Source organism: Pseudomonas sp. FME51 (genome assembly GCF_014897305.1).
In genome coordinates, this window is sequence record NZ_JABUYN010000005.1 from 285294 (window position 1) to 302258 (window position 16965).

General features: G+C 59.5%; 16 protein-coding genes. 1 reads left to right on the forward strand and 15 read right to left on the reverse strand.

Annotated features, from left to right (window positions below):
* Positions 1-66: 66 nt before the first annotated feature.
* The 8 genes from ung to hmpA all read right to left on the reverse strand — a co-directional run bounded on the left by ung (position 67) and on the right by hmpA (position 8896).
* Entirely contained in the window at positions 67-771 is a 705-nt protein-coding gene (ung, locus tag INT39_RS11445) for a uracil-DNA glycosylase (protein ID WP_193074039.1), read from the reverse strand.
* The gene (locus tag INT39_RS11450; protein WP_193074040.1) at positions 768-1097 is read right to left on the reverse strand and encodes a hypothetical protein; all 330 of its coding nucleotides are present in this window, start codon (positions 1095-1097) and stop codon (positions 768-770) included. The genes ung and INT39_RS11450 overlap by 4 nt, the downstream gene beginning before the upstream one ends.
* A gap of 12 nt (positions 1098-1109) precedes the next feature.
* Positions 1110-2393 (reverse strand): flavohemoglobin expression-modulating QEGLA motif protein, encoded by a 1284-nt coding sequence (locus INT39_RS11455; protein WP_193074041.1) that lies wholly within the window; start codon positions 2391-2393, stop codon positions 1110-1112.
* 112 nt (positions 2394-2505) lie between these two features.
* Complete coding sequence (gene lysS / locus INT39_RS11460; RefSeq protein ID WP_193074042.1) at positions 2506-4008, reverse strand: lysine--tRNA ligase; 1503 nt, start codon at positions 4006-4008, stop codon at positions 2506-2508.
* Positions 4009-4072: 64 nt separating this feature from the next.
* Positions 4073-5168 (reverse strand): peptide chain release factor 2 gene (prfB, locus tag INT39_RS11465; RefSeq protein ID WP_193074043.1). Its coding sequence is split into 2 segments (ribosomal slippage): positions 4073-5095 and positions 5097-5168, totalling 1095 coding nucleotides; the frame shifts between segments, so codons are not numbered across the junction.
* A gap of 131 nt (positions 5169-5299) precedes the next feature.
* Positions 5300-7018, reverse strand: a complete 1719-nt coding sequence (gene recJ / locus INT39_RS11470; protein ID WP_193074044.1) for a single-stranded-DNA-specific exonuclease RecJ — start codon at positions 7016-7018, stop codon at positions 5300-5302.
* A 5-nt stretch (positions 7019-7023) separates the two neighbouring features.
* Positions 7024-7563: a YaeQ family protein gene (locus tag INT39_RS11475; protein ID WP_193074045.1), complete on the reverse strand. Its 540-nt coding sequence runs from the start codon at positions 7561-7563 to the stop codon at positions 7024-7026.
* Positions 7564-7717: 154 nt separating this feature from the next.
* On the reverse strand, positions 7718-8896 hold the full coding sequence (gene hmpA, locus INT39_RS11480) for an NO-inducible flavohemoprotein (RefSeq protein ID WP_193074046.1): 1179 nt from the start codon (positions 8894-8896) through the stop codon (positions 7718-7720).
* A gap of 159 nt (positions 8897-9055) precedes the next feature.
* Here hmpA and norR point away from each other — a divergent pair, with 159 nt between their 5' ends.
* A complete protein-coding gene (gene norR, locus INT39_RS11485; RefSeq protein ID WP_193074047.1) occupies positions 9056-10600 on the forward strand; it encodes a nitric oxide reductase transcriptional regulator NorR in 1545 nt (514 codons plus the stop codon).
* 22 nt (positions 10601-10622) lie between these two features.
* Here norR and INT39_RS11490 read toward each other — a convergent pair whose 3' ends face one another.
* The 7 genes from INT39_RS11490 to INT39_RS11520 form a co-directional block, all read right to left on the reverse strand.
* Positions 10623-11114 (reverse strand): MgtC/SapB family protein, encoded by a 492-nt coding sequence (locus tag INT39_RS11490; RefSeq protein WP_193074048.1) that lies wholly within the window; start codon positions 11112-11114, stop codon positions 10623-10625.
* Between the two features lie 56 nt (positions 11115-11170).
* On the reverse strand, positions 11171-13285 hold the full coding sequence (gene mdoH, locus INT39_RS11495; protein WP_193074049.1) for a glucans biosynthesis glucosyltransferase MdoH: 2115 nt from the start codon (positions 13283-13285) through the stop codon (positions 11171-11173).
* Positions 13285-13566 carry a hypothetical protein gene (locus INT39_RS11500; RefSeq protein WP_193074050.1) on the reverse strand — a complete coding sequence of 94 codons (282 nt, stop codon included), beginning with the start codon at positions 13564-13566 and terminating at the stop codon, positions 13285-13287. Before INT39_RS11500 ends, mdoH begins: the two co-directional genes overlap by 1 nt.
* A 14-nt stretch (positions 13567-13580) precedes the next feature.
* The gene (locus INT39_RS11505; RefSeq protein ID WP_226944709.1) at positions 13581-15125 is read right to left on the reverse strand and encodes a glucan biosynthesis protein G; all 1545 of its coding nucleotides are present in this window, start codon (positions 15123-15125) and stop codon (positions 13581-13583) included.
* Between the two features lie 87 nt (positions 15126-15212).
* Positions 15213-15797, reverse strand: a complete 585-nt coding sequence (locus INT39_RS11510) for an exopolysaccharide biosynthesis protein (RefSeq protein WP_193074051.1) — start codon at positions 15795-15797, stop codon at positions 15213-15215.
* Complete coding sequence (locus INT39_RS11515; protein ID WP_193074052.1) at positions 15794-16627, reverse strand: cytochrome c oxidase assembly protein; 834 nt, start codon at positions 16625-16627, stop codon at positions 15794-15796. The genes INT39_RS11510 and INT39_RS11515 overlap by 4 nt, the downstream gene beginning before the upstream one ends.
* The gene (locus INT39_RS11520) at positions 16618-16962 is read right to left on the reverse strand and encodes a hypothetical protein (RefSeq protein ID WP_193074053.1); all 345 of its coding nucleotides are present in this window, start codon (positions 16960-16962) and stop codon (positions 16618-16620) included. Before INT39_RS11520 ends, INT39_RS11515 begins: the two co-directional genes overlap by 10 nt.
* Positions 16963-16965: the final 3 nt, after the last annotated feature.

Consider the following 16965-nt stretch of genomic DNA (forward strand, 5'->3'; position numbering starts at 1 on the left):
AACAAAGCTCATATCATTGAACATCCCGCCGGCGGCTTCAACCCGACCGGCGTTCGCCTCTGGAGTTCAGTCGTTCGGCAGCGCAGGAAGCTGCCAATCAATGGGGTCGCGCCCCTGTTCGATCAGATAGGCATTGGCTGCAGAAAAGTGCCCGCAGCCGATAAAACCGCGGTGCGCCGATAGCGGCGAGGGATGCACAGTCTTGAGTATCAGGTGTCGGGCACTCTCGATCTGCGCGCCTTTCTGCTGCGCATAATTGCCCCAGAGCATGAAGACCAGATGCTCGCACTGGGTATTGAGAATGTCGATGATCCGCGAGGTGAAGCGCTCCCAACCGCGCTTCGCGTGTGCGCCGGCCTGTCCCTGCTGCACGGTGAGTACCGCGTTAAGTAGCAAAACCCCCTGTTCGGCCCAATACCGCAGATCGCCATGAGCCGGAATCGGATACCCCAGATCGCGCTGAATTTCCTTGAAGATATTCTGCAGCGAAGGCGGTGTGCGTACGCCCGGCTGCACGGAAAAGCTCAGCCCATGCGCCTGCCCCGGCCCGTGGTAAGGGTCCTGGCCGATGATGACCACTTTGACCTTGTCCAGCGGGGTCGTGTTCAGGGCATTGAAAATCAGCGGTCCCGACGGGTAGATCACCTTACCGGCCGCTTTCTCGGCCAGCAGAAAGTCCCGCAGCTGTTGCATGTAGGGCTGCTCAAGCTCATCACCCAGCGCCTGCTTCCAGTCACCGGTCAACCGCCCCGATAGATCACCCATGCTCATTGGGCAACCGGAACGGTCTGCTCATTACAGCGCACCACGCGCTGACGCTCATCTACCAGCAGACCGGAAAGTCCGTTATGCCGGGTATTGTGCAGAATCAGCACGCCATCAACACATTCCGCCACATGGTTGGGCGTCTTGCTGCGCAACTGGCCCGCCTCTTCCGAACCCACGGTAACCAGACTGAACTCAGCTACCAACAAGCCCTTTTCCTCGCTGACGAAATTCAGATAGCCGTAGAAATGCAGCGTAGCCATGGTCAGGAACAAGGTTCCCAGGGCTGTCAGAATGTAAGGCAGCTTGTTGACTTCCTGCTTCTCGCTCATGCAAAACTCCAGTCAGAGAATATTGGCGTAATCAGCTTCGATACGATCAAGGCTGAGATTGGTCAGAAAACCCGAAAAACACATCCAGGCACTCAGCGCGTTCAAATCAGCAAAAGGCTCCGGCAGGTAACGCGGCGGCACGACAAGCCCCTCTTCCACCAGCTGACCCAGGGTACGCATGTCTTCCAGCGTGGTCTTGCCGCAGAACAGCAAGGGGATCTGCTGCAGCTTGCCTTTGCGTACCGCCAGCTGGATATAGTTGTAGGTCAGAATGAAGCCCTTGAGATAGGCCAGATCCTTGGTGAACGGCAAGCCGTCGCTGCTGGAGCCGCGGAACACACGGCTGGCGTTATTGTAACTTTCCTCGTCGCTGTAGCCTTCGCCGCGATAGAAGCCAAACACATCAAGAAAATCGCCACCGGATTCGGCCAGCTGAATCGCTCGGGTACGATTGGTCAGCTTGCGCAGACGCGAGGGGTAGGAGGCGAAGGTTATGATTTCCATCAGAATCGCCAGTCCTTCCTGGGTTACCGTGGATGACGGCGGGCCTTTGGCCAGGAAGGTACAGATCGGCTGATGCTGACCATTGAGACTGGTCGCCACATGCACCATGCCTTCATGCACCGCGAGTATCTTCAGGTCGCGCTGGTTGAACATGGCATCACTGCGGATCTTGATGTAATCGGCACCGGCGGCGGCATCGGCGACAATGCCATCGGATTCGAAAACACGCACCGTCTGATCATCCGGAAACGCCAGGTCCATCCGCTCCTGCAGAATAGCCACGGCTTCGGGTGCAGCAATGGTCTTCGGCTCACGTCCCAGGTCATTGCCGATATTGCTCAGCGACTCGCTGAGCGTGATGCCCAGGTCGGTGATGGTCGGATCGCCCGCATGGAAGGCGTCGGAGGCGGAACCGTACAACTCCTGCGAGATCCTGCCCATCTCCGGCGTACCACGCCCCTCGAGCATGCGGATGACCATGCGATACTCGCGGCACATCCGGCGCATGATCTGACCGACCGGATTGAAGGTGCCAAGCTGGCGAGTAATATCCCGCTCGATGTCCTGAAACACCTGCAGACGCTCGGCCGGATCAAAGGACAGTGGACGGCGCTTGTAGTAATCAGCACCAATATCAGGAAGTTTGCTGCAGCCATCGCGGAAAAACTGATCGCGGATATTGTCATCCCACTTGATGGCATCCAGCACCCGAATCGGCGCCTGCGCATCAACAATGCGGTCGGACAGACTGCGGATCACCAACTGGTACTGCTCGCTCTGCTTTACCGCCATGATGGTGCTCCCCTATTGTTCCGCTGCTCGCTGCTCGTTGCCGCGCAAGGAAACATTGATCTGCCTGACTTGTGGAGTGGCCGGAAAGCCAAACGATCAAACGATCAAACGATCAAACCTCAGGCCGCATATGCGGAAACAGAATCACATCGCGAATCGACGGCGAGTCGGTCAGCAGCATTACCAGACGATCAATACCGATACCTTCGCCAGCGGTGGGCGGCATGCCGTATTCCAGGGCGCGGACGAAATCGGCGTCGAAATGCATGGCCTCGTCATCGCCGGCATCCTTGTCAGCAACCTGAGCATGGAAACGCTCAGCCTGGTCTTCCGCATCGTTCAACTCGGAATAGGCGTTGGCAATCTCGCGGCCACCGATGAACAGCTCGAAACGGTCGGTCACGTTCGGATCTTCATCGTTGCGACGCGCCAGCGGCGACACCTCGAAGGGATAGCGAGTAATGAAGGTCGGCTGCTCCAGAAGGTGCTCGACCAACTCCTCGAAGATCATCACCTGCAGTTTGCCCAGGCCTTCATGACCAAGCAGCTTGGCACCGGCTTTTTTCGCGATGGCGCGGGCTTTTTCCACATCCTGCAGATCTTCGGCAGTGATATCCGGGCTGTACTTCAGAATCGAATCGAACAACGACAGTCGGATAAAGGGCTCACCGAAATGGAAGACCTTGTCACCATAGGGCACGTCGCTGCTGCCGAGCACTGCCACGGCCAACTCGCGGAACAGCTCCTCGGTCAGATCCATGTTGTCTTCGTAGTCAGCATAGGCCTGGTAGAACTCGAGCATGGTGAACTCGGGGTTGTGCCGGGTAGAAACGCCTTCGTTACGGAAGTTGCGGTTGATCTCGAAGACCTTCTCGAAGCCGCCCACCACCAGCCGCTTGAGGTAGAGCTCAGGCGCAATCCGCAGGAACATCGGCAGATCCAGCGCGTTGTGATGGGTCTCGAAGGGTTTGGCCGCTGCGCCACCGGGGATGGTCTGCAGCATGGGCGTTTCCACTTCCAGGAAATCACGCTCAGCCAGAAACTTGCGAATATGCGAGATGACCTTAGAACGCACCAGGAAGGTGTCCCGGGTCTCTTCGTTGACCATCAGATCAACGTAGCGCTGACGATAGCGCTGCTCGGTATCGGTCAGACCGTGATGCTTATCGGGCAAGGGGCGCAGTGACTTGGTCAGCAGCTTGACTGCTGTCATGTGCACGTATAGATCACCCTTGCCGGAGCGTGCCAGCGTACCCTCGGCAGCAATGATATCGCCCAGGTCCCAGCTCTTGATCTCAGCCAACGACTCCGCCGGCAGCCCCTTACGATCGACATACACCTGGATTCGCCCGCTCATATCCTGAAGTACCATGAACGCGCCGCGGTCGAGCATGATACGGCCTGCCACCTTGACCGGGATCGCGGCTTCGGCCAGCTCTTCCTTGTTGCTGTCGGCATACTTTTTCTGCAAGTCGCCCGCCAGACTGTCACGGCGGAAATCGTTCGGGAAAACCTTGCCCTTGGCACGCTCTGCAGCAAGTTTTTCCTTGCGCAGGGCGATCAGGCTGTTCTCTTCCTCTTGCAGTGCATGCTCATTCAGCGGTTGTTCGCTCATTTCAATGTCCTGGGTAAATCAATTCGATAGTCGTGCCGCCTTGGCGGTTGGTCCAGAGGCTGAATTACAGCCCCTGCTTCAGACTGGCTTCAAGAAACTCGTTGATGTCGCCATCCAGCACCCCATCACAGTCACTTTCCTCGATGCCGGTACGCAGATCCTTGATCCGTGACTGGTCGAGTACATAGGACCGGATCTGGTGCCCCCAGCCAATGTCAGACTTGCTGTCTTCCTGGGCTTGAGATGCAGCCGAACGTTTCTGCATTTCCAGCTCGTACAACTTGGCCCGCAGCATCTTCATCGCGGTGTCCTTGTTGGCGTGCTGTGAGCGTTCGTTCTGGCAACTCACCACGGTGTTGGTCGGAATGTGGGTAATACGTACCGCCGAGTCAGTGGTGTTTACGTGCTGACCACCGGCACCGGATGAACGATAAGTATCGATGCGCAGATCTGACGGATTAATGTCGATCTCGATGTTGTCATCAATTTCCGGCGAAACAAACACCGCGGTGAACGAGGTATGACGGCGGTTGCCGGAGTCATAAGGACTCTTGCGCACCAACCGGTGTACGCCGATTTCGGTACGCAGCCAGCCGTAGGCGTAAGAGCCCTTGATGTGGATGGTCGCACCTTTGATGCCGGCAACTTCGCCCGCCGTCAGCTCCATGATGGTGGCTTCAAAACCGTTATGATCAGCCCAGCGCAGATACATGCGCAGCAGCATGTTGGCCCAGTCCTGAGCTTCGGTACCGCCAGAGCCAGACTGAATATCCAGGTAGGCGTTGTTCTCATCCATCTCACCGCTGAACATGCGGCGGAACTCCAGCGCTTCGAGACGCGTCTGCAGTTGCGCAAGTTCACTGACAACATCCGCGACGGCGCTTTCGTCGTCTTCCTCGACAGCCATCTCCAGCAGCTCGGTGGCATCACCCAGCCCGGTGTGCATGTCATCCAGGGTTTCCACGATCTGTGCCAGCGAGGCACGCTCGCGGCCCAGATTCTGCGCGCGCTCGGGCTCGTTCCAGACGCTCGGGTCTTCCAGCTCGCGTTCTACTTCGGTGAGACGTTCACGTTTTTGATCGTAGTCAAAGATACCCCCTGATGGTCTCGGAGCGGCCACGCAGGTCTTTGATGGTATTCAGAATCGGATTGATTTCCATGGTGACAAATCCCGTCAGGAAAAAGGGGGCATTGTAGCGGAAATCGCGGCCCCCGTGCAGTGACTGCGTCGCGAATTGAAACCGCGCGGCCCATGCCCCAACCATAGGCGCAGGCAAGGTGCAGCTTTTTTTCAGCAGGCTTGCAGATGTCTTACCAGCAACTGCAGACTTTGCCGGCCACGGTACTCGTTGATATCCATACTATAGGCCAGACGTACCTGACGGATGCTCGGGTTCGGCCAGACCTGTGGATCGATGTTGAAGGCGATGGCGTCCAGGACCTCACTTCCACCTTGAGGCTGCAACACCATCTTCAGATGCTTCTCTCCGACCAGACGCTGCTGGATCAGGTTGAATTCACCGTGGAATCCCGGTTCAGGGAAATGCTGTCCCCAGGGACCCGCTTCGCGCAGATGCGCGGCCATCTGCAGATTGAATTCATCCACGGCAAGCTCACCATCGGACAACAGACGCCCAGTCAGATCCTCGGCCGTCAGCTGGCGACGCACCTCGCGATCAAAGGCTGCACGAAAGTCCTCCAGATGCGCGGCCGGCAATGAAAGCCCCGCCGCCATGGCGTGCCCACCGAACTTGCTGATCAAACCCGGATTGCCCGCCGCCACCGCATCCAGCGCATCGCGGATATGCAGACCACTGACCGACCTGGCGGAGCCCTTGACCTCGCCGTTTCCGGCATCAGCAAAGGCAATCACCGGGCGGTGATAGCGGTCCTTGAGCCGCGAGGCAAGAATACCGATCACTCCCTGATGCCATTCTGCATCGAACAGGCAAAGACCGAACGGCATGTCAGCTTCCTGCAGGTCCGCCGCATCGAGCATCGCCAGAGCCTGCTTCTGCATATCCTGCTCGATACTCTTGCGATCGCGATTGAGGCTATCCAGTTCCTGCGCCATATCCCGCGCCAGCTGCTCATCGTCGGTCATCAAGCACTCGATACCCAGGCTGATGTCATCCAGTCGTCCGGCCGCATTCAGCCGCGGCCCGACGATAAACCCCAGATCGGTGGAGACCAGGCGTTCTGCAGGACGCCGGGCAACTTCCAGCAGCGCACGAATGCCCGGCCGGCAGCGTCCGGCACGGATACGTGCCAGCCCCTGATGCACCAGAATGCGATTATTGGCATCCAGCGGCACCACATCGGCCACTGTGCCCAAAGCAACCAGGTCCAGCAGTTCGGCCAGATTCGGTTCCGGGCGCTGCGGATTGAACCAGCCGTTGTCCCGCAGCTCGGCGCGCAACGCCATCAACACATAGAAGATCACCCCGACGCCGGCAATCGCCTTGCTGGGGAACGCGCAGCCGGGCTGACTGGGATTGACGATGGCATCGGCAGCCGGCAGCTGCTCGGCGGGCAGGTGATGATCGGTGACCACGACCTTGAGTCCCGCCGCCTTGGCAGCCGCCACACCCTCGATACTGGAAATACCGTTGTCCACGGTAACCAGTACATCCGGCTGACTCTCCAGCGCCACGGCGACAATTTCCGGGGTCAGACCGTAGCCGTATTCAAACCGGTTGGGCACCAGATAGTCGACTCGGGCAGCGCCCAAAGCGCGCAATCCGAGCACCGCGACACTGCTGGCGGTGGCACCATCACAGTCGAAATCACCGACCACCAGGATGGATTGGCGCTGCTCCAGCGCCCCGCGCAGCACCGCCACCGCCTGCTCCATGCCTTTGAACAGCTTCCAGGGCAACAGCGCCTTCAGACTCTTATCCAGTTCGGCGGCCGAACGAACCCCTCGCGCGGCATACAGACGGGTCAACAGAGGTGGCAAATCACCCAGATCAGGCAGCTCGGCAGGAACAACGCGGGACTCGATACGCATGCTGTTCAGCGCTCCCCCATCAACCACTCGAGCACGAACTCGTGCTGAGTATTGGCGTCACTGACATAGAGCACACCATCGGAAATCATCACGCTCCACTCGATGGTCCGCCCCAGCTCGCTGGCCAGCGCATCCAACGGCTCCTGGGCCAGTACAGCGATGCTCACATTCTTCAGGTTGGCCACGGCCGGGACAATCTTGCTCGCCCACACGCGCGTGCTGCCATAGGCCAGCAATGACACCCGCTCGGCACGCCGCGAACACCAGGTCAGGCGATCGGCATCCGGTTGGCCAACCTCGATCCAGTGCTCAATGCGGTCATCCAGGCTCTTGTGCCACAGTGCCGGCTCATCCACTTCCGACAAACCACGCCCGAACGCCAACCGCTCCTGATACCAGAGCGCATAGGCAAGGATGCGCGAGGCCAGCCGCTGGCCGGTCTCCGAGGGGTGCCGCGCCACCGTGATACGCAGATCTTCATAGACGTTGCGGTCAGTGTCGGTGATATTGAGGTGGACTTTGCAGGGGATGGACTGGAGCGCCATGGGGCCGGGTATTCCTGAATCTGAGGGGCCGGCAGTGTAGCGCAAATCGCCTGCCGACGCTCATCGCCACTGCCCTGGCGATCGAACGGCCCCCACCCGCAAGCGAGGCCCGATCTTGATGTGGCCCCGGCAATAGCGCCGGGGCACAGCATGTCTATGCTGTCAGTTCCTCCAACGGCCCAAAGAACTCATACCGTTGATTTTCCGCCGGGATACCCAGCTCGTTCAGCAGCTTCTGGCAGTTCTGCATAAAGGGCTTGGGACCGAGGAAATAGACATCCACATCCGCACTGTCGGGCAGCATGGCGCTGAGTTTCTGCTGATCGAAGAAGCCGGTGCCATGGGCCTGGTCATCCTCCAGCGGATCACTGTAGACATAGTTGACCGTCAGGTTGTCATGCTGCTGCGCGAGCGCGTCGACATGCGCGCGGAAGGCATGGGTACGACTATTAAGGGCGCCATGCAAAAAGTGCACCTGACGACCGCTTTCCAGCGCTGGCTGCAGCATACTGATGGCCGGGGTGATACCCACACCACCGGTCAGCAACACCAATGGCCGCTGCTGCTGGTTGAGCACGAAACTGCCGCTGGGAGCAGTCAGATTCAGCTCGTCACCGACCTGCACCTGGTCATGGAGAAAGTTGGAAACCTCCCCTTCTGCTTCGCGTTTGACGCTGATCCGATAATGACCAAGACCGGGACGGTCGGACAGCGAGTAGTTGCGGCGCAGGCTTCTGCCGTCGATATCCACCACGACGCAGGTGAACTGGCCGGGCGTGAACTCAGCCAGCGTACCGCCGTCGCTGGGTACCAGGTAGAAGGAGGTGATGACCTCGCTCTCGACTTCCTTGCGCTGGACAACAAAGCGCCGCTCACCGCGCCAGCCACCGGTTTTCTGCTCGTTCTGCCGGTAGCGTTCTTCTTCGGCGCCGATCAGGATATCGGCCAACTGACCGTAGGCCTCGCCCCAGGCGGCCAGAACCTCTTCACTGGCAGCATCGCCAAGCACTTCCTTGATGGCAGCCAGCAAACACTCGCCGACAATCGGATAATGCTCCGGCTGAATATTCAGCGACACGTGCTTCTGTACGATCAAGGAAACTGCATCGCCCAGCAGCTCCAGCCGGTCCAGGTTACCCGCATAGGCGACCACGGCATTGGCCAATGCCTGCGGCTGGGTACCCTGGCGTTGGTGCGCTTCGTTGAAGTAGGCCTTCACCGCTGGGTAGCGCTCGAACATCAGTGGATAGAAGACCGTGGTGATGGTGCCGGCATGCTCACGTACCGCCGGCAGGGTCGCGGCAATGATGTCTTTACTGTTCTGGGATAGCATTTTTGCTCTCTTGTTGGAAATTGACTCAAATCAAGGCACCTGACCCTGAGCATGTATCGTGCCAGCGCAGATAATCGCCGCGATCCCTGGACTATCACGCGATCTGTGTAAAAATAACAACATCGCAACCGATGTATAAAACACAATCAGACTGTATATATGACAACACCCACACATTATCCGCTGCTCGGCGTGATCACCGATCTGGCTCAGGAACTGGCCCCGGCTGAACGCTTCCAGCAACTGTTGACGACCATCCGCCAGTTGCTACCTTGCGATGCAGCGGCACTCCTGCAACTGCGCGGCAGCGAGTTGATTCCATTGGCAGTGGACGGACTGAGCACCGACACCCTGGGCCGTCATTTCGTCACCGATGACCACCCGCGGCTGGCCAAGATTCTGCTCAGCCACGAACCGGTGCGTTTTGCGGCAGACTCACCGCTGCCAGATCCTTATGACGGATTATTGAAAAGTGTTGAAGGCGATCTGCATGTGCATGACTGCCTGGGCATAGCACTTTATCTGCATGGCGTTCCCTGGGGCGTGCTGACACTGGACGCGCTCAATGCCAACGCCTTCGACCAGATCGACCCGGGTGAGCTGCGCTATCTGGCGCGGTTGAGTGAGGCGGTGATTCGGGTCACCGAACTGACCACTCAGCTGCAGAGCCGCACCGAGCATCATCAAGCCACGACCCAGGCGCTGATCGCCGATGGGCAACAGGAATTGATCGGCCGCAGCCGAGCCATGCAGCAACTGCAGCAGGAGATCGCGATGGTCGCCCACTCCGACCTGGCCGTGCTGATCACCGGCGAAACCGGGGTCGGCAAGGAACTGGTGGCCAGAGGCGTGCATGCCCGATCGAATCGAGCCCGGGCGCCGCTGATCTATCTCAACTGCGCGGCGCTCCCGGAAAGCCTGGTTGAAAGCGAGCTGTTCGGCCATACCCGCGGCGCGTTCTCAGGTGCGGTGCAAAGCCGTGTCGGCAAGTTCGAGCTGGCCCACGGCGGCACGCTGTTTCTCGATGAAGTGGGCGAGTTGCCGCTGACGGTCCAGCCCAAGTTGCTGCGCGCACTGCAAAGCGGCGAGGTGCAGCGCCTCGGCAGCGACAACCATCATCAGGTGGACGTACGCATCATCGCCGCCAGCAACCGTGATCTGCACCGGGAAGTGGCGGAAGGACGCTTTCGTGCCGACCTCTATCATCGCCTCGGGGTCTATCCCATCGCCGTACCCAGTCTGCGCGAGCGGCACAAGGATGTATTGTTGCTGGCGGGGCATTTTCTCGAACAGAATAGACGCCGTATCGGCCTGCGTGGCCTGCGGCTGGATGCTACCGCTCGCGAAGCATTGCTGGCCTATTCCTGGCCGGGTAACGTGCGCGAGCTTGAGCATATGATCAGTCGCGCCGTCCTCAAGGCCCAGGCCGGCCAGGATGGCAACCGTCGGCTGTTGACCATCACAGCTGAGCTATTGGAGCTGAACAGCCCATCAACGGATATCGCACATCGGACTGGCGTGCCCGCCGCCGCTATCCCCCCGACACCGACCGGGCTGACCCTGCGCGAAGCCACCGAAGCGTTTCAGGTGCAACTGATCCGCCAAGTACTGGAAAACCATGCCCATAACCAGAGCCGCGCCGCCGAGGCCCTGGGCGTGGACCGCGGCAACTTTTCCCGACTGGTGAAACGCCTGGGGGTTTGAAACCATGGCCTGGCGTTAGGCTTCAAGGGTCGCGCGTGTGATCCACGCCCTCGAGAAAATGCGGCAGTACATTGAGGATAAACAGCATCAGCAGCGTAGCAAATACTGCGGTGGCCTCAAGGCCGAGACCAACACAGACGCCGACGGCCGCAGTCATCCAGACTCCGGCTGCGGTAGTCAGCCCCTTGACTGAGCTCATGTTGTCGCCCTTGATGATGGTACCCACGCCGAGAAAACCGATACCGGCCACAATCCCCTGCACCACCCGGCTCATGGCGTCATCGCCAGCCCCCACCAATTCGGAGCCCAGCACAAACAGCGCCGCCCCCGTGCACACCAGCATATGCGTGCGTATGCCGGCGGCCTTGCCGTGGGTTTCGCGTTCATAGCCGAGCAGACCGCCGAGCACAGCAGCCAGCAACAGACGCAGGCAGACACGGGTGGCCTGCTCGACATCAGTCAGGTCGGAAAACTCGTTGACCAGAGTGGTCAGAATGATATCGGAAACATCCATTGCCCTGCTCTTGCCTCGTCAGCTGTACGCTTGCAGCATAGCATTCAGATTGCTTCTCACCCGCTCCCCGGCTGGCGCAGGATTTGTCGGTGCAGCAAGCGGCCCCAGGTTGATCCGGGCGCGACCCGCCAGACCTGATGGTGCAATTGCGCCATGGCCTGGGCATCCTGTGCCAACAAACTCTGTTCGGTACGATCAAGGCTCTCCGGCCCCTGCTCCAGACAGCGCTGGCACAGCATGTCCAGACGTTGACGCCGCAGCCCCGGCGCAGCAGTGCGTCCCAGCGATACCTGCAGCGCGTTGTGCCCGGGATGGATGATCGACTCGCAGAAGCCAGGCTGCCGCTTCCCAGCCAATGGACTGCATGCCATGTCTTCAAGCAGCTTCGAACCGAAAGCTTCTTCGCCCGTCATCAGCCAACCGCGGCGCCTCAGGCTCTGCCCCAATTGCACGCGACTGAGTATCACGGAAATCGGCGCGGCAAAAATCAACGGCAGCGCGACCGGCAACGACCAATAGAAAAACATCGGCTTGAGCCACAGTGCGAACAACGCCCAGGCCAACCCCAGAAGCGAGCCGGGGGCCTGATAGATGAATGCCTCAAGCCAGCCAGTTTCGCTGGTTCGGTTCTGCCCTGCCCAGCGCAGATTCACGTTGGACAGGGCCTCGGCGACATACCGAGAATGAGACAACATGCGGATCGGTGCCAGCAAGGCCGACACGACAATCTCCAGAAACACACTGCCGAGCAGCCGGAAGAATCCGCCAAAGGCGCGCACCCGCTGCGTCAGCGCGGCGTCCGCCAGACCGAGAAACTTGGGCAGAAACAGCAGACCAAAGGTGCAGATCACCAGGGTTGCAGCCCGATAAGGCTGCCACTGCGGCCACAGCGGAAACAATTGATACGGGTCGGGGAAATAGTTGATCGGCCACAACACCAAGCGGGTGGTGGCAATGGTGGTCAGTACCAGAAAGGCCAGCCACAGGGGTGAGGCGAGATAGGACATGATGCCGTTGAGAAAGGCCATGCGATGGGCAAATTTCAGTTTGCGGCTACCCAGCATCAACCACAGGTGCTGCATGTTGCCCTTGACCCAGCGTTGGTCCCGGGTCAGCTCGTCCACCAGCGACGGGGGTGATTCTTCCCAACTGTCCTGCAAGCCCGGCTCCAGCCAGACTTCGTATCCGGCACGCCCGAGATAGGCCGCCTCGACAAAATCATGACTCATGATGGGGCCGCAGAACAGACCCCAGCCTGGCAGTTTGCGCAGACCGCAATGAGCCATGAAGGGTTTGACCCGCAGAATGGCATTGTGGCCCCAGAATGCCGCTTCGCCGAGCTGCACCGCCGCCAGCCCCGTAGTGAACAAGGGACCGTAAAGCTGACTGGAAAACTGCTGAACCCGAGCAAACAGTGAACGGCCATTGAGCAGCTCGGGGCTGGTCTGCAGAATGCCGACCGCCGGATGACACTGCATCAGCTGAACCATCTTCACCAGCGTCTCGCCACCCATGAGGCTGTCCGCGTCCAGCACCACCATGTAGTCGTAAGCACGACCCCAGCGGCGCAGAAAGTCGCCGACATTACCACTTTTGTAATTCAGGTTGAGTTTGCGGCGCCGATAAAACAGGTGCCTTTCCGCGCCCAACTCCTTCACCAGTTGCGCCCAGGCGGCCTGCTCCTGCAGCCATACATCCGGGTCACGACTGTCGGACAGAATGAAGAAGTCGAAGTGTTCCAGTTGACCGGTACGCTCGAGGCTGCGATAGACAGCGCTCAGCCCGCTCAGGCTGCGTTCCACTGATTCGTGATAGATCGGCATGAGAATGGCAGTACGGGCCAGCGGTGTCGCACTCAGGGTAGCCGCATCCTGCTGGCGTAGCAGCGAATGCCGGTCGCCACCCAGGCGCCGCAATACAAACCCGGCGACGGCAATCCAGAAACCGAAGGATATCCAGGCAAACAGAATGGCGAACAGCACCAACATGCCGATTTCAACGCCGTTGCCGCCGTGGTAAGGCAGGATCGACAACATGAACCAGCTGGCCAGCAGCGTTTGCCCCAGGACCAATATCAACAGGTAGCTACGCCGTAGCAATGCAACCACCCACCAGCGGCCACGCCCACTGGCATTATCGACAATCTGAGTTTGTGCGGCTTTTGGCTTCATTAATAGTCCCCGTAGCCGATACTGCCCCGTCGCAAGGGCGGAGCCACTGGCGCGGTCGGATTGTGGCGGCCCGTAGTCGCCCCACGATCGGCAGAAGCCAGTTCACCACTGTCCTGCAGGTGCTGCATACAGGCGCCAAACAGATCAGCAGAGCCTTCTGCAACGCTGTCGGCCATGGCCTGCAGCGCAGCACGCTCAAGGTCTGGCGTCAGCTCCTGGCCTGCCCAACGCAACCAGGCAAGCACACGGCGCAATGCGACTTCAGAAACGGTTGCGCGCATGCTGTCTCCTGTGACTAATTGATGACATTCAATACATCGCTGCCCGGCGCGAGCTGATAGGTCCAGGTTTCGCTCAAGGCCTCTTCGCCTTCAAGCAAAAATGCGCGAACCGACAAGGGTCGATCGGGCGCCGGCCGCACCAGCATGGATAGCCGCCAGCGTTCGAGGGCGGGCACGTATTCGACGAAATGCTCGATCAGTTCACCGTCCTCCAGCGCAGTCACCTTCCCCGTCACGGGTGCATCCGCCTGACGCTCGCTCAATGGTCCGCCGGCGAAATCGACAATTACCCGCACCGCGCCATCGGCATCACCACCACCGATGCGCTTACCGTCTCCCAGAAAGCTGTCCACTGCCTGCGCCATCGGGCTGCCCGCCAGATCCGCCGCACCGAAATGAGCGGTATAGGAGAAGCTGTGGGGACCTGGCGCCTGCAGCTTGGAGTCAGGCGTCCAGAACGCCACAATGTTGTCGTTGGTTTCATCCGGTGTCGGCAATTGGGTGAGTACCACGTGGCCCTTGCCCCAGTCGCCCTCCGGCTCGATCCAGGCACTGGGCCGCGTGCCGTACCCCGCCTCGGCATCCATGTAACTGCGAAAGTCGGTATCGCGCTGCATCAGACCGAAGCCCCGCAGCTCCTCGGTGGAGAAGTAATCCATGGTCAGCGAGGCCGGATTGTTCAATGGGCGCCACAGCCATTCGTTGCTGGCGCCGTCATGCACCAGCAGCCCGTCACTGTCATGCACTTCCGGACGCCATTCGCCATCCGGGCGCAACGTGTTCTCGCCGTAATAGAACATGCTGGTCAGCGGTGCTATCCCGGCCAGTTCGATCGTCTGTCGGGGAAATAGCACCGATTTGACCTGCATGCTGGTTTCATCACCCGGCGTAACAGTGAACTGATAGGCACCGGCCAGGCTCTTGCCATCGAGCAGACCGTAGAAAGTCAGGCTCTTGGCGTCCGCGCGGGGTTTTTCCAGCCAGAATTCGGTGAAGTCCGGAAACTCCTCGCCGCTGGGCAGTCCGGTATTCACTGCCAGACCCCGTCCAGATAAACCGAAGTTGTTATGCCGACCCACCGCACGGTAATAACTGGCACCAGCAAAAACCAGGAACTGGTTGTGGATATCCGGCGCATCGAACGGAAAGGTCAGCTTGAAACCGGCAAACCCCAGATCCGCAGGCATCAACTTCTCGATTTCACTGTTGGGGTAACTGAACTGTGTCTTGTCAAAGGCCAGCGGCTCGGCCTCGCCATTCTCGATGATGTTGATACCCACCGCATGCTGGTAGAACAGGCCCGGCGGTATCAGCATGACACTGAAGGGTCCGTCATCTTCCTGCCACAGGCTGCTTTCAGGCTTGAAGCGGATGCCCTGATAATCTTGATAGCTCAATTCCTGGAGAAATCGGGGAACCTGTTGCGGCGCCTTCCAAGCGCTGCTCGCCAACGTCTCGGCTTTGTCGATAACGGTCTGAAATTGAAACTCTTCTGCTCCGACAGCCAACGGCATTACCCAGAGAAGTGAGCACACCAAACGTCTCAATCCCATTGTCATCCTGCAACCTCCGTAACCGGTGAATGGTATAAAACCGCTGCGTTTCGGCACTGAGGGTTAGGTCGCCAACCGCCGAGACAGTTCCCTTCACAGCACGCTGTAAGCAACCAGCCCGCTGACACCCAGGGTAAAGGCGTAGCCCAGCAACACCAGGACACCATCATGGGCAATCATCGACAGTCCGAAAAAGGTCAATGCCACGCCGGCGCTACTGGCAGCGAAAGGCACCGGCTCCAGCAGTGGCAAAGTCACTGCCAGCACCAGGCAGACCAGTGCAATCGGCCAGCTGCCAGGGCCATCGACCAACAGGCTCAACCTGTTTTTCACCTTACGATCAATAAAACTCGCCGGGCGCCGCAGCCATTGCGTAGCCCTGGCCAGGCTCTGTTGTTTGATCTTGCGTCGGAGTATCCAGTCCGGCAGCCAGATACGTTTTTTGCGTACCAGCATTTGCATCGAAAGCAGAAAGGTCACAACGCCCATGGTCGACGGAAGACCGGGTATCCCGCTCAGCGGGGATAACAGAATCACCCCGACCAGCAGCAATACCGGGCCGAATGACCGCGTTCCGATGGTATCCATGAGCATACCCAGGGAAACATGCTCCTCACCCTCCCCGGCTTCATCCATGCAATCAAGCAGCGCCTCCAGACTGCTCAGTTTCTGGTTCATGCATTGTCCTCCGCAGCACTCAGCTGCATCTTCTGGTTCAGCTGCCGATACCAGCGCAAGCCGATCCAGGCCGATGCGGCGATATACGGCAAGCCACCGAGAACCCACATGATCAACCCGGCGAGCTGCTGGTCCTGCAGATCCCGGGCATCGCCGTAGAACGGCGCATGAGCGAAGGTCAATATCGCGCCGAGAATCCCGGTGTGCATCAAGGTAAACAGCAAGGCAAGCAGCGCCCATGGACCGCCCGAATGCCGGCTCTGCAGCACCGACCACCAGAACAGCCCGGCGGAAACAATGAACATCATGTGCTCCACCGCATGCCACCAGGGATTATCCAGCGCCAGAATGTAGAAATGCGGGGTGTGCCAGAACCACAGGATCAGGCCATGTAACCAGGCCATTGCCATCGGCCAGGACGCCAGCTTCAATAACCAGCGGTACAGCAGCAATACCATGCGACCGCCACTGCGGATCATCTGCGCCAGCGGTTGGGCCAGTACCCACAGCGGGGCGATTACTACCATGAACAGCATATGCTGGGTCATGTGGGCCGAGGCGCTGGTCTCGGCCCACTCATCCAGCGGGCCGGCAATGGCAAACAGGCACAGCCCCGAGCCCAGATGAAAACACAGCGATCGCCACCAGCCGGTCGGGCGTCGAAACTGGCCGATCAGAAACAACAGCCAGAACACCAGCAGCATACCGACGCTCAACAATGCGCTGATCAGATCCGCCCCAGCGCTGTTGAGAGGGCTGTGCGCCAGCGCCGCCGGACTGAGCAGCCCGGCAGTCAGTCCGGCAACCATCGCTCTGGAGGTCATACGCATGGCGGCAGGAACCATGTAGGCATTGCCAGCACCAGGGTGGCGAAGGCCGACAGCAGATAGAGCGCGGCCGAGGTGCGCGCAATGAAACGCCGGTTAGGCTGGGTGGCATCCGGGGTGGCGCGGGCACAGCGCCAGGCCGCCATGCCCAGCAGCACGGTCACCAACAGCGTGGAAAACCAGAGCAGTGCATTGATCCAGGTCAGCGCGCCCTGCGCAGGATCCGGCGCCGCCACCTTGCAGGCCACCGAGAGACCGCCATAGAGCACCACGAACCAGATGGCCCAAACCGTCAGCCCCATGAACAGATGCATTGGATGCGAAGGCGAGAATGTCATGTG

What these genes read in the sequence shown, in the direction of transcription:
- ung (WP_193074039.1), bottom strand. Translation starts at nt 771, where the DNA reads ATGAGCATGGGTGATCTATCGGGGCGGTTGACCGGTGACTGGAAGCAG.
- INT39_RS11450 (WP_193074040.1), bottom strand. Translation starts at nt 1,097, where the DNA reads ATGAGCGAGAAGCAGGAAGTCAACAAGCTGCCTTACATTCTGACAGCC.
- INT39_RS11455 (WP_193074041.1), bottom strand. Translation starts at nt 2,393, where the DNA reads ATGGCGGTAAAGCAGAGCGAGCAGTACCAGTTGGTGATCCGCAGTCTG.
- lysS (WP_193074042.1), bottom strand. Translation starts at nt 4,008, where the DNA reads ATGAGCGAACAACCGCTGAATGAGCATGCACTGCAAGAGGAAGAGAAC.
- recJ (WP_193074044.1), bottom strand. Translation starts at nt 7,018, where the DNA reads ATGCGTATCGAGTCCCGCGTTGTTCCTGCCGAGCTGCCTGATCTGGGT.
- INT39_RS11475 (WP_193074045.1), bottom strand. Translation starts at nt 7,563, where the DNA reads ATGGCGCTCCAGTCCATCCCCTGCAAAGTCCACCTCAATATCACCGAC.
- hmpA (WP_193074046.1), bottom strand. Translation starts at nt 8,896, where the DNA reads ATGCTATCCCAGAACAGTAAAGACATCATTGCCGCGACCCTGCCGGCG.
- norR (WP_193074047.1), top strand. Translation starts at nt 9,056, where the DNA reads ATGACAACACCCACACATTATCCGCTGCTCGGCGTGATCACCGATCTG.
- INT39_RS11490 (WP_193074048.1), bottom strand. Translation starts at nt 11,114, where the DNA reads ATGGATGTTTCCGATATCATTCTGACCACTCTGGTCAACGAGTTTTCC.
- mdoH (WP_193074049.1), bottom strand. Translation starts at nt 13,285, where the DNA reads ATGAAGCCAAAAGCCGCACAAACTCAGATTGTCGATAATGCCAGTGGG.
- INT39_RS11500 (WP_193074050.1), bottom strand. Translation starts at nt 13,566, where the DNA reads ATGCGCGCAACCGTTTCTGAAGTCGCATTGCGCCGTGTGCTTGCCTGG.
- INT39_RS11505 (WP_226944709.1), bottom strand. Translation starts at nt 15,125, where the DNA reads ATGACAATGGGATTGAGACGTTTGGTGTGCTCACTTCTCTGGGTAATG.
- INT39_RS11510 (WP_193074051.1), bottom strand. Translation starts at nt 15,797, where the DNA reads ATGAACCAGAAACTGAGCAGTCTGGAGGCGCTGCTTGATTGCATGGAT.
- INT39_RS11515 (WP_193074052.1), bottom strand. Translation starts at nt 16,627, where the DNA reads ATGCGTATGACCTCCAGAGCGATGGTTGCCGGACTGACTGCCGGGCTG.
- INT39_RS11520 (WP_193074053.1), bottom strand. Translation starts at nt 16,962, where the DNA reads ATGACATTCTCGCCTTCGCATCCAATGCATCTGTTCATGGGGCTGACG.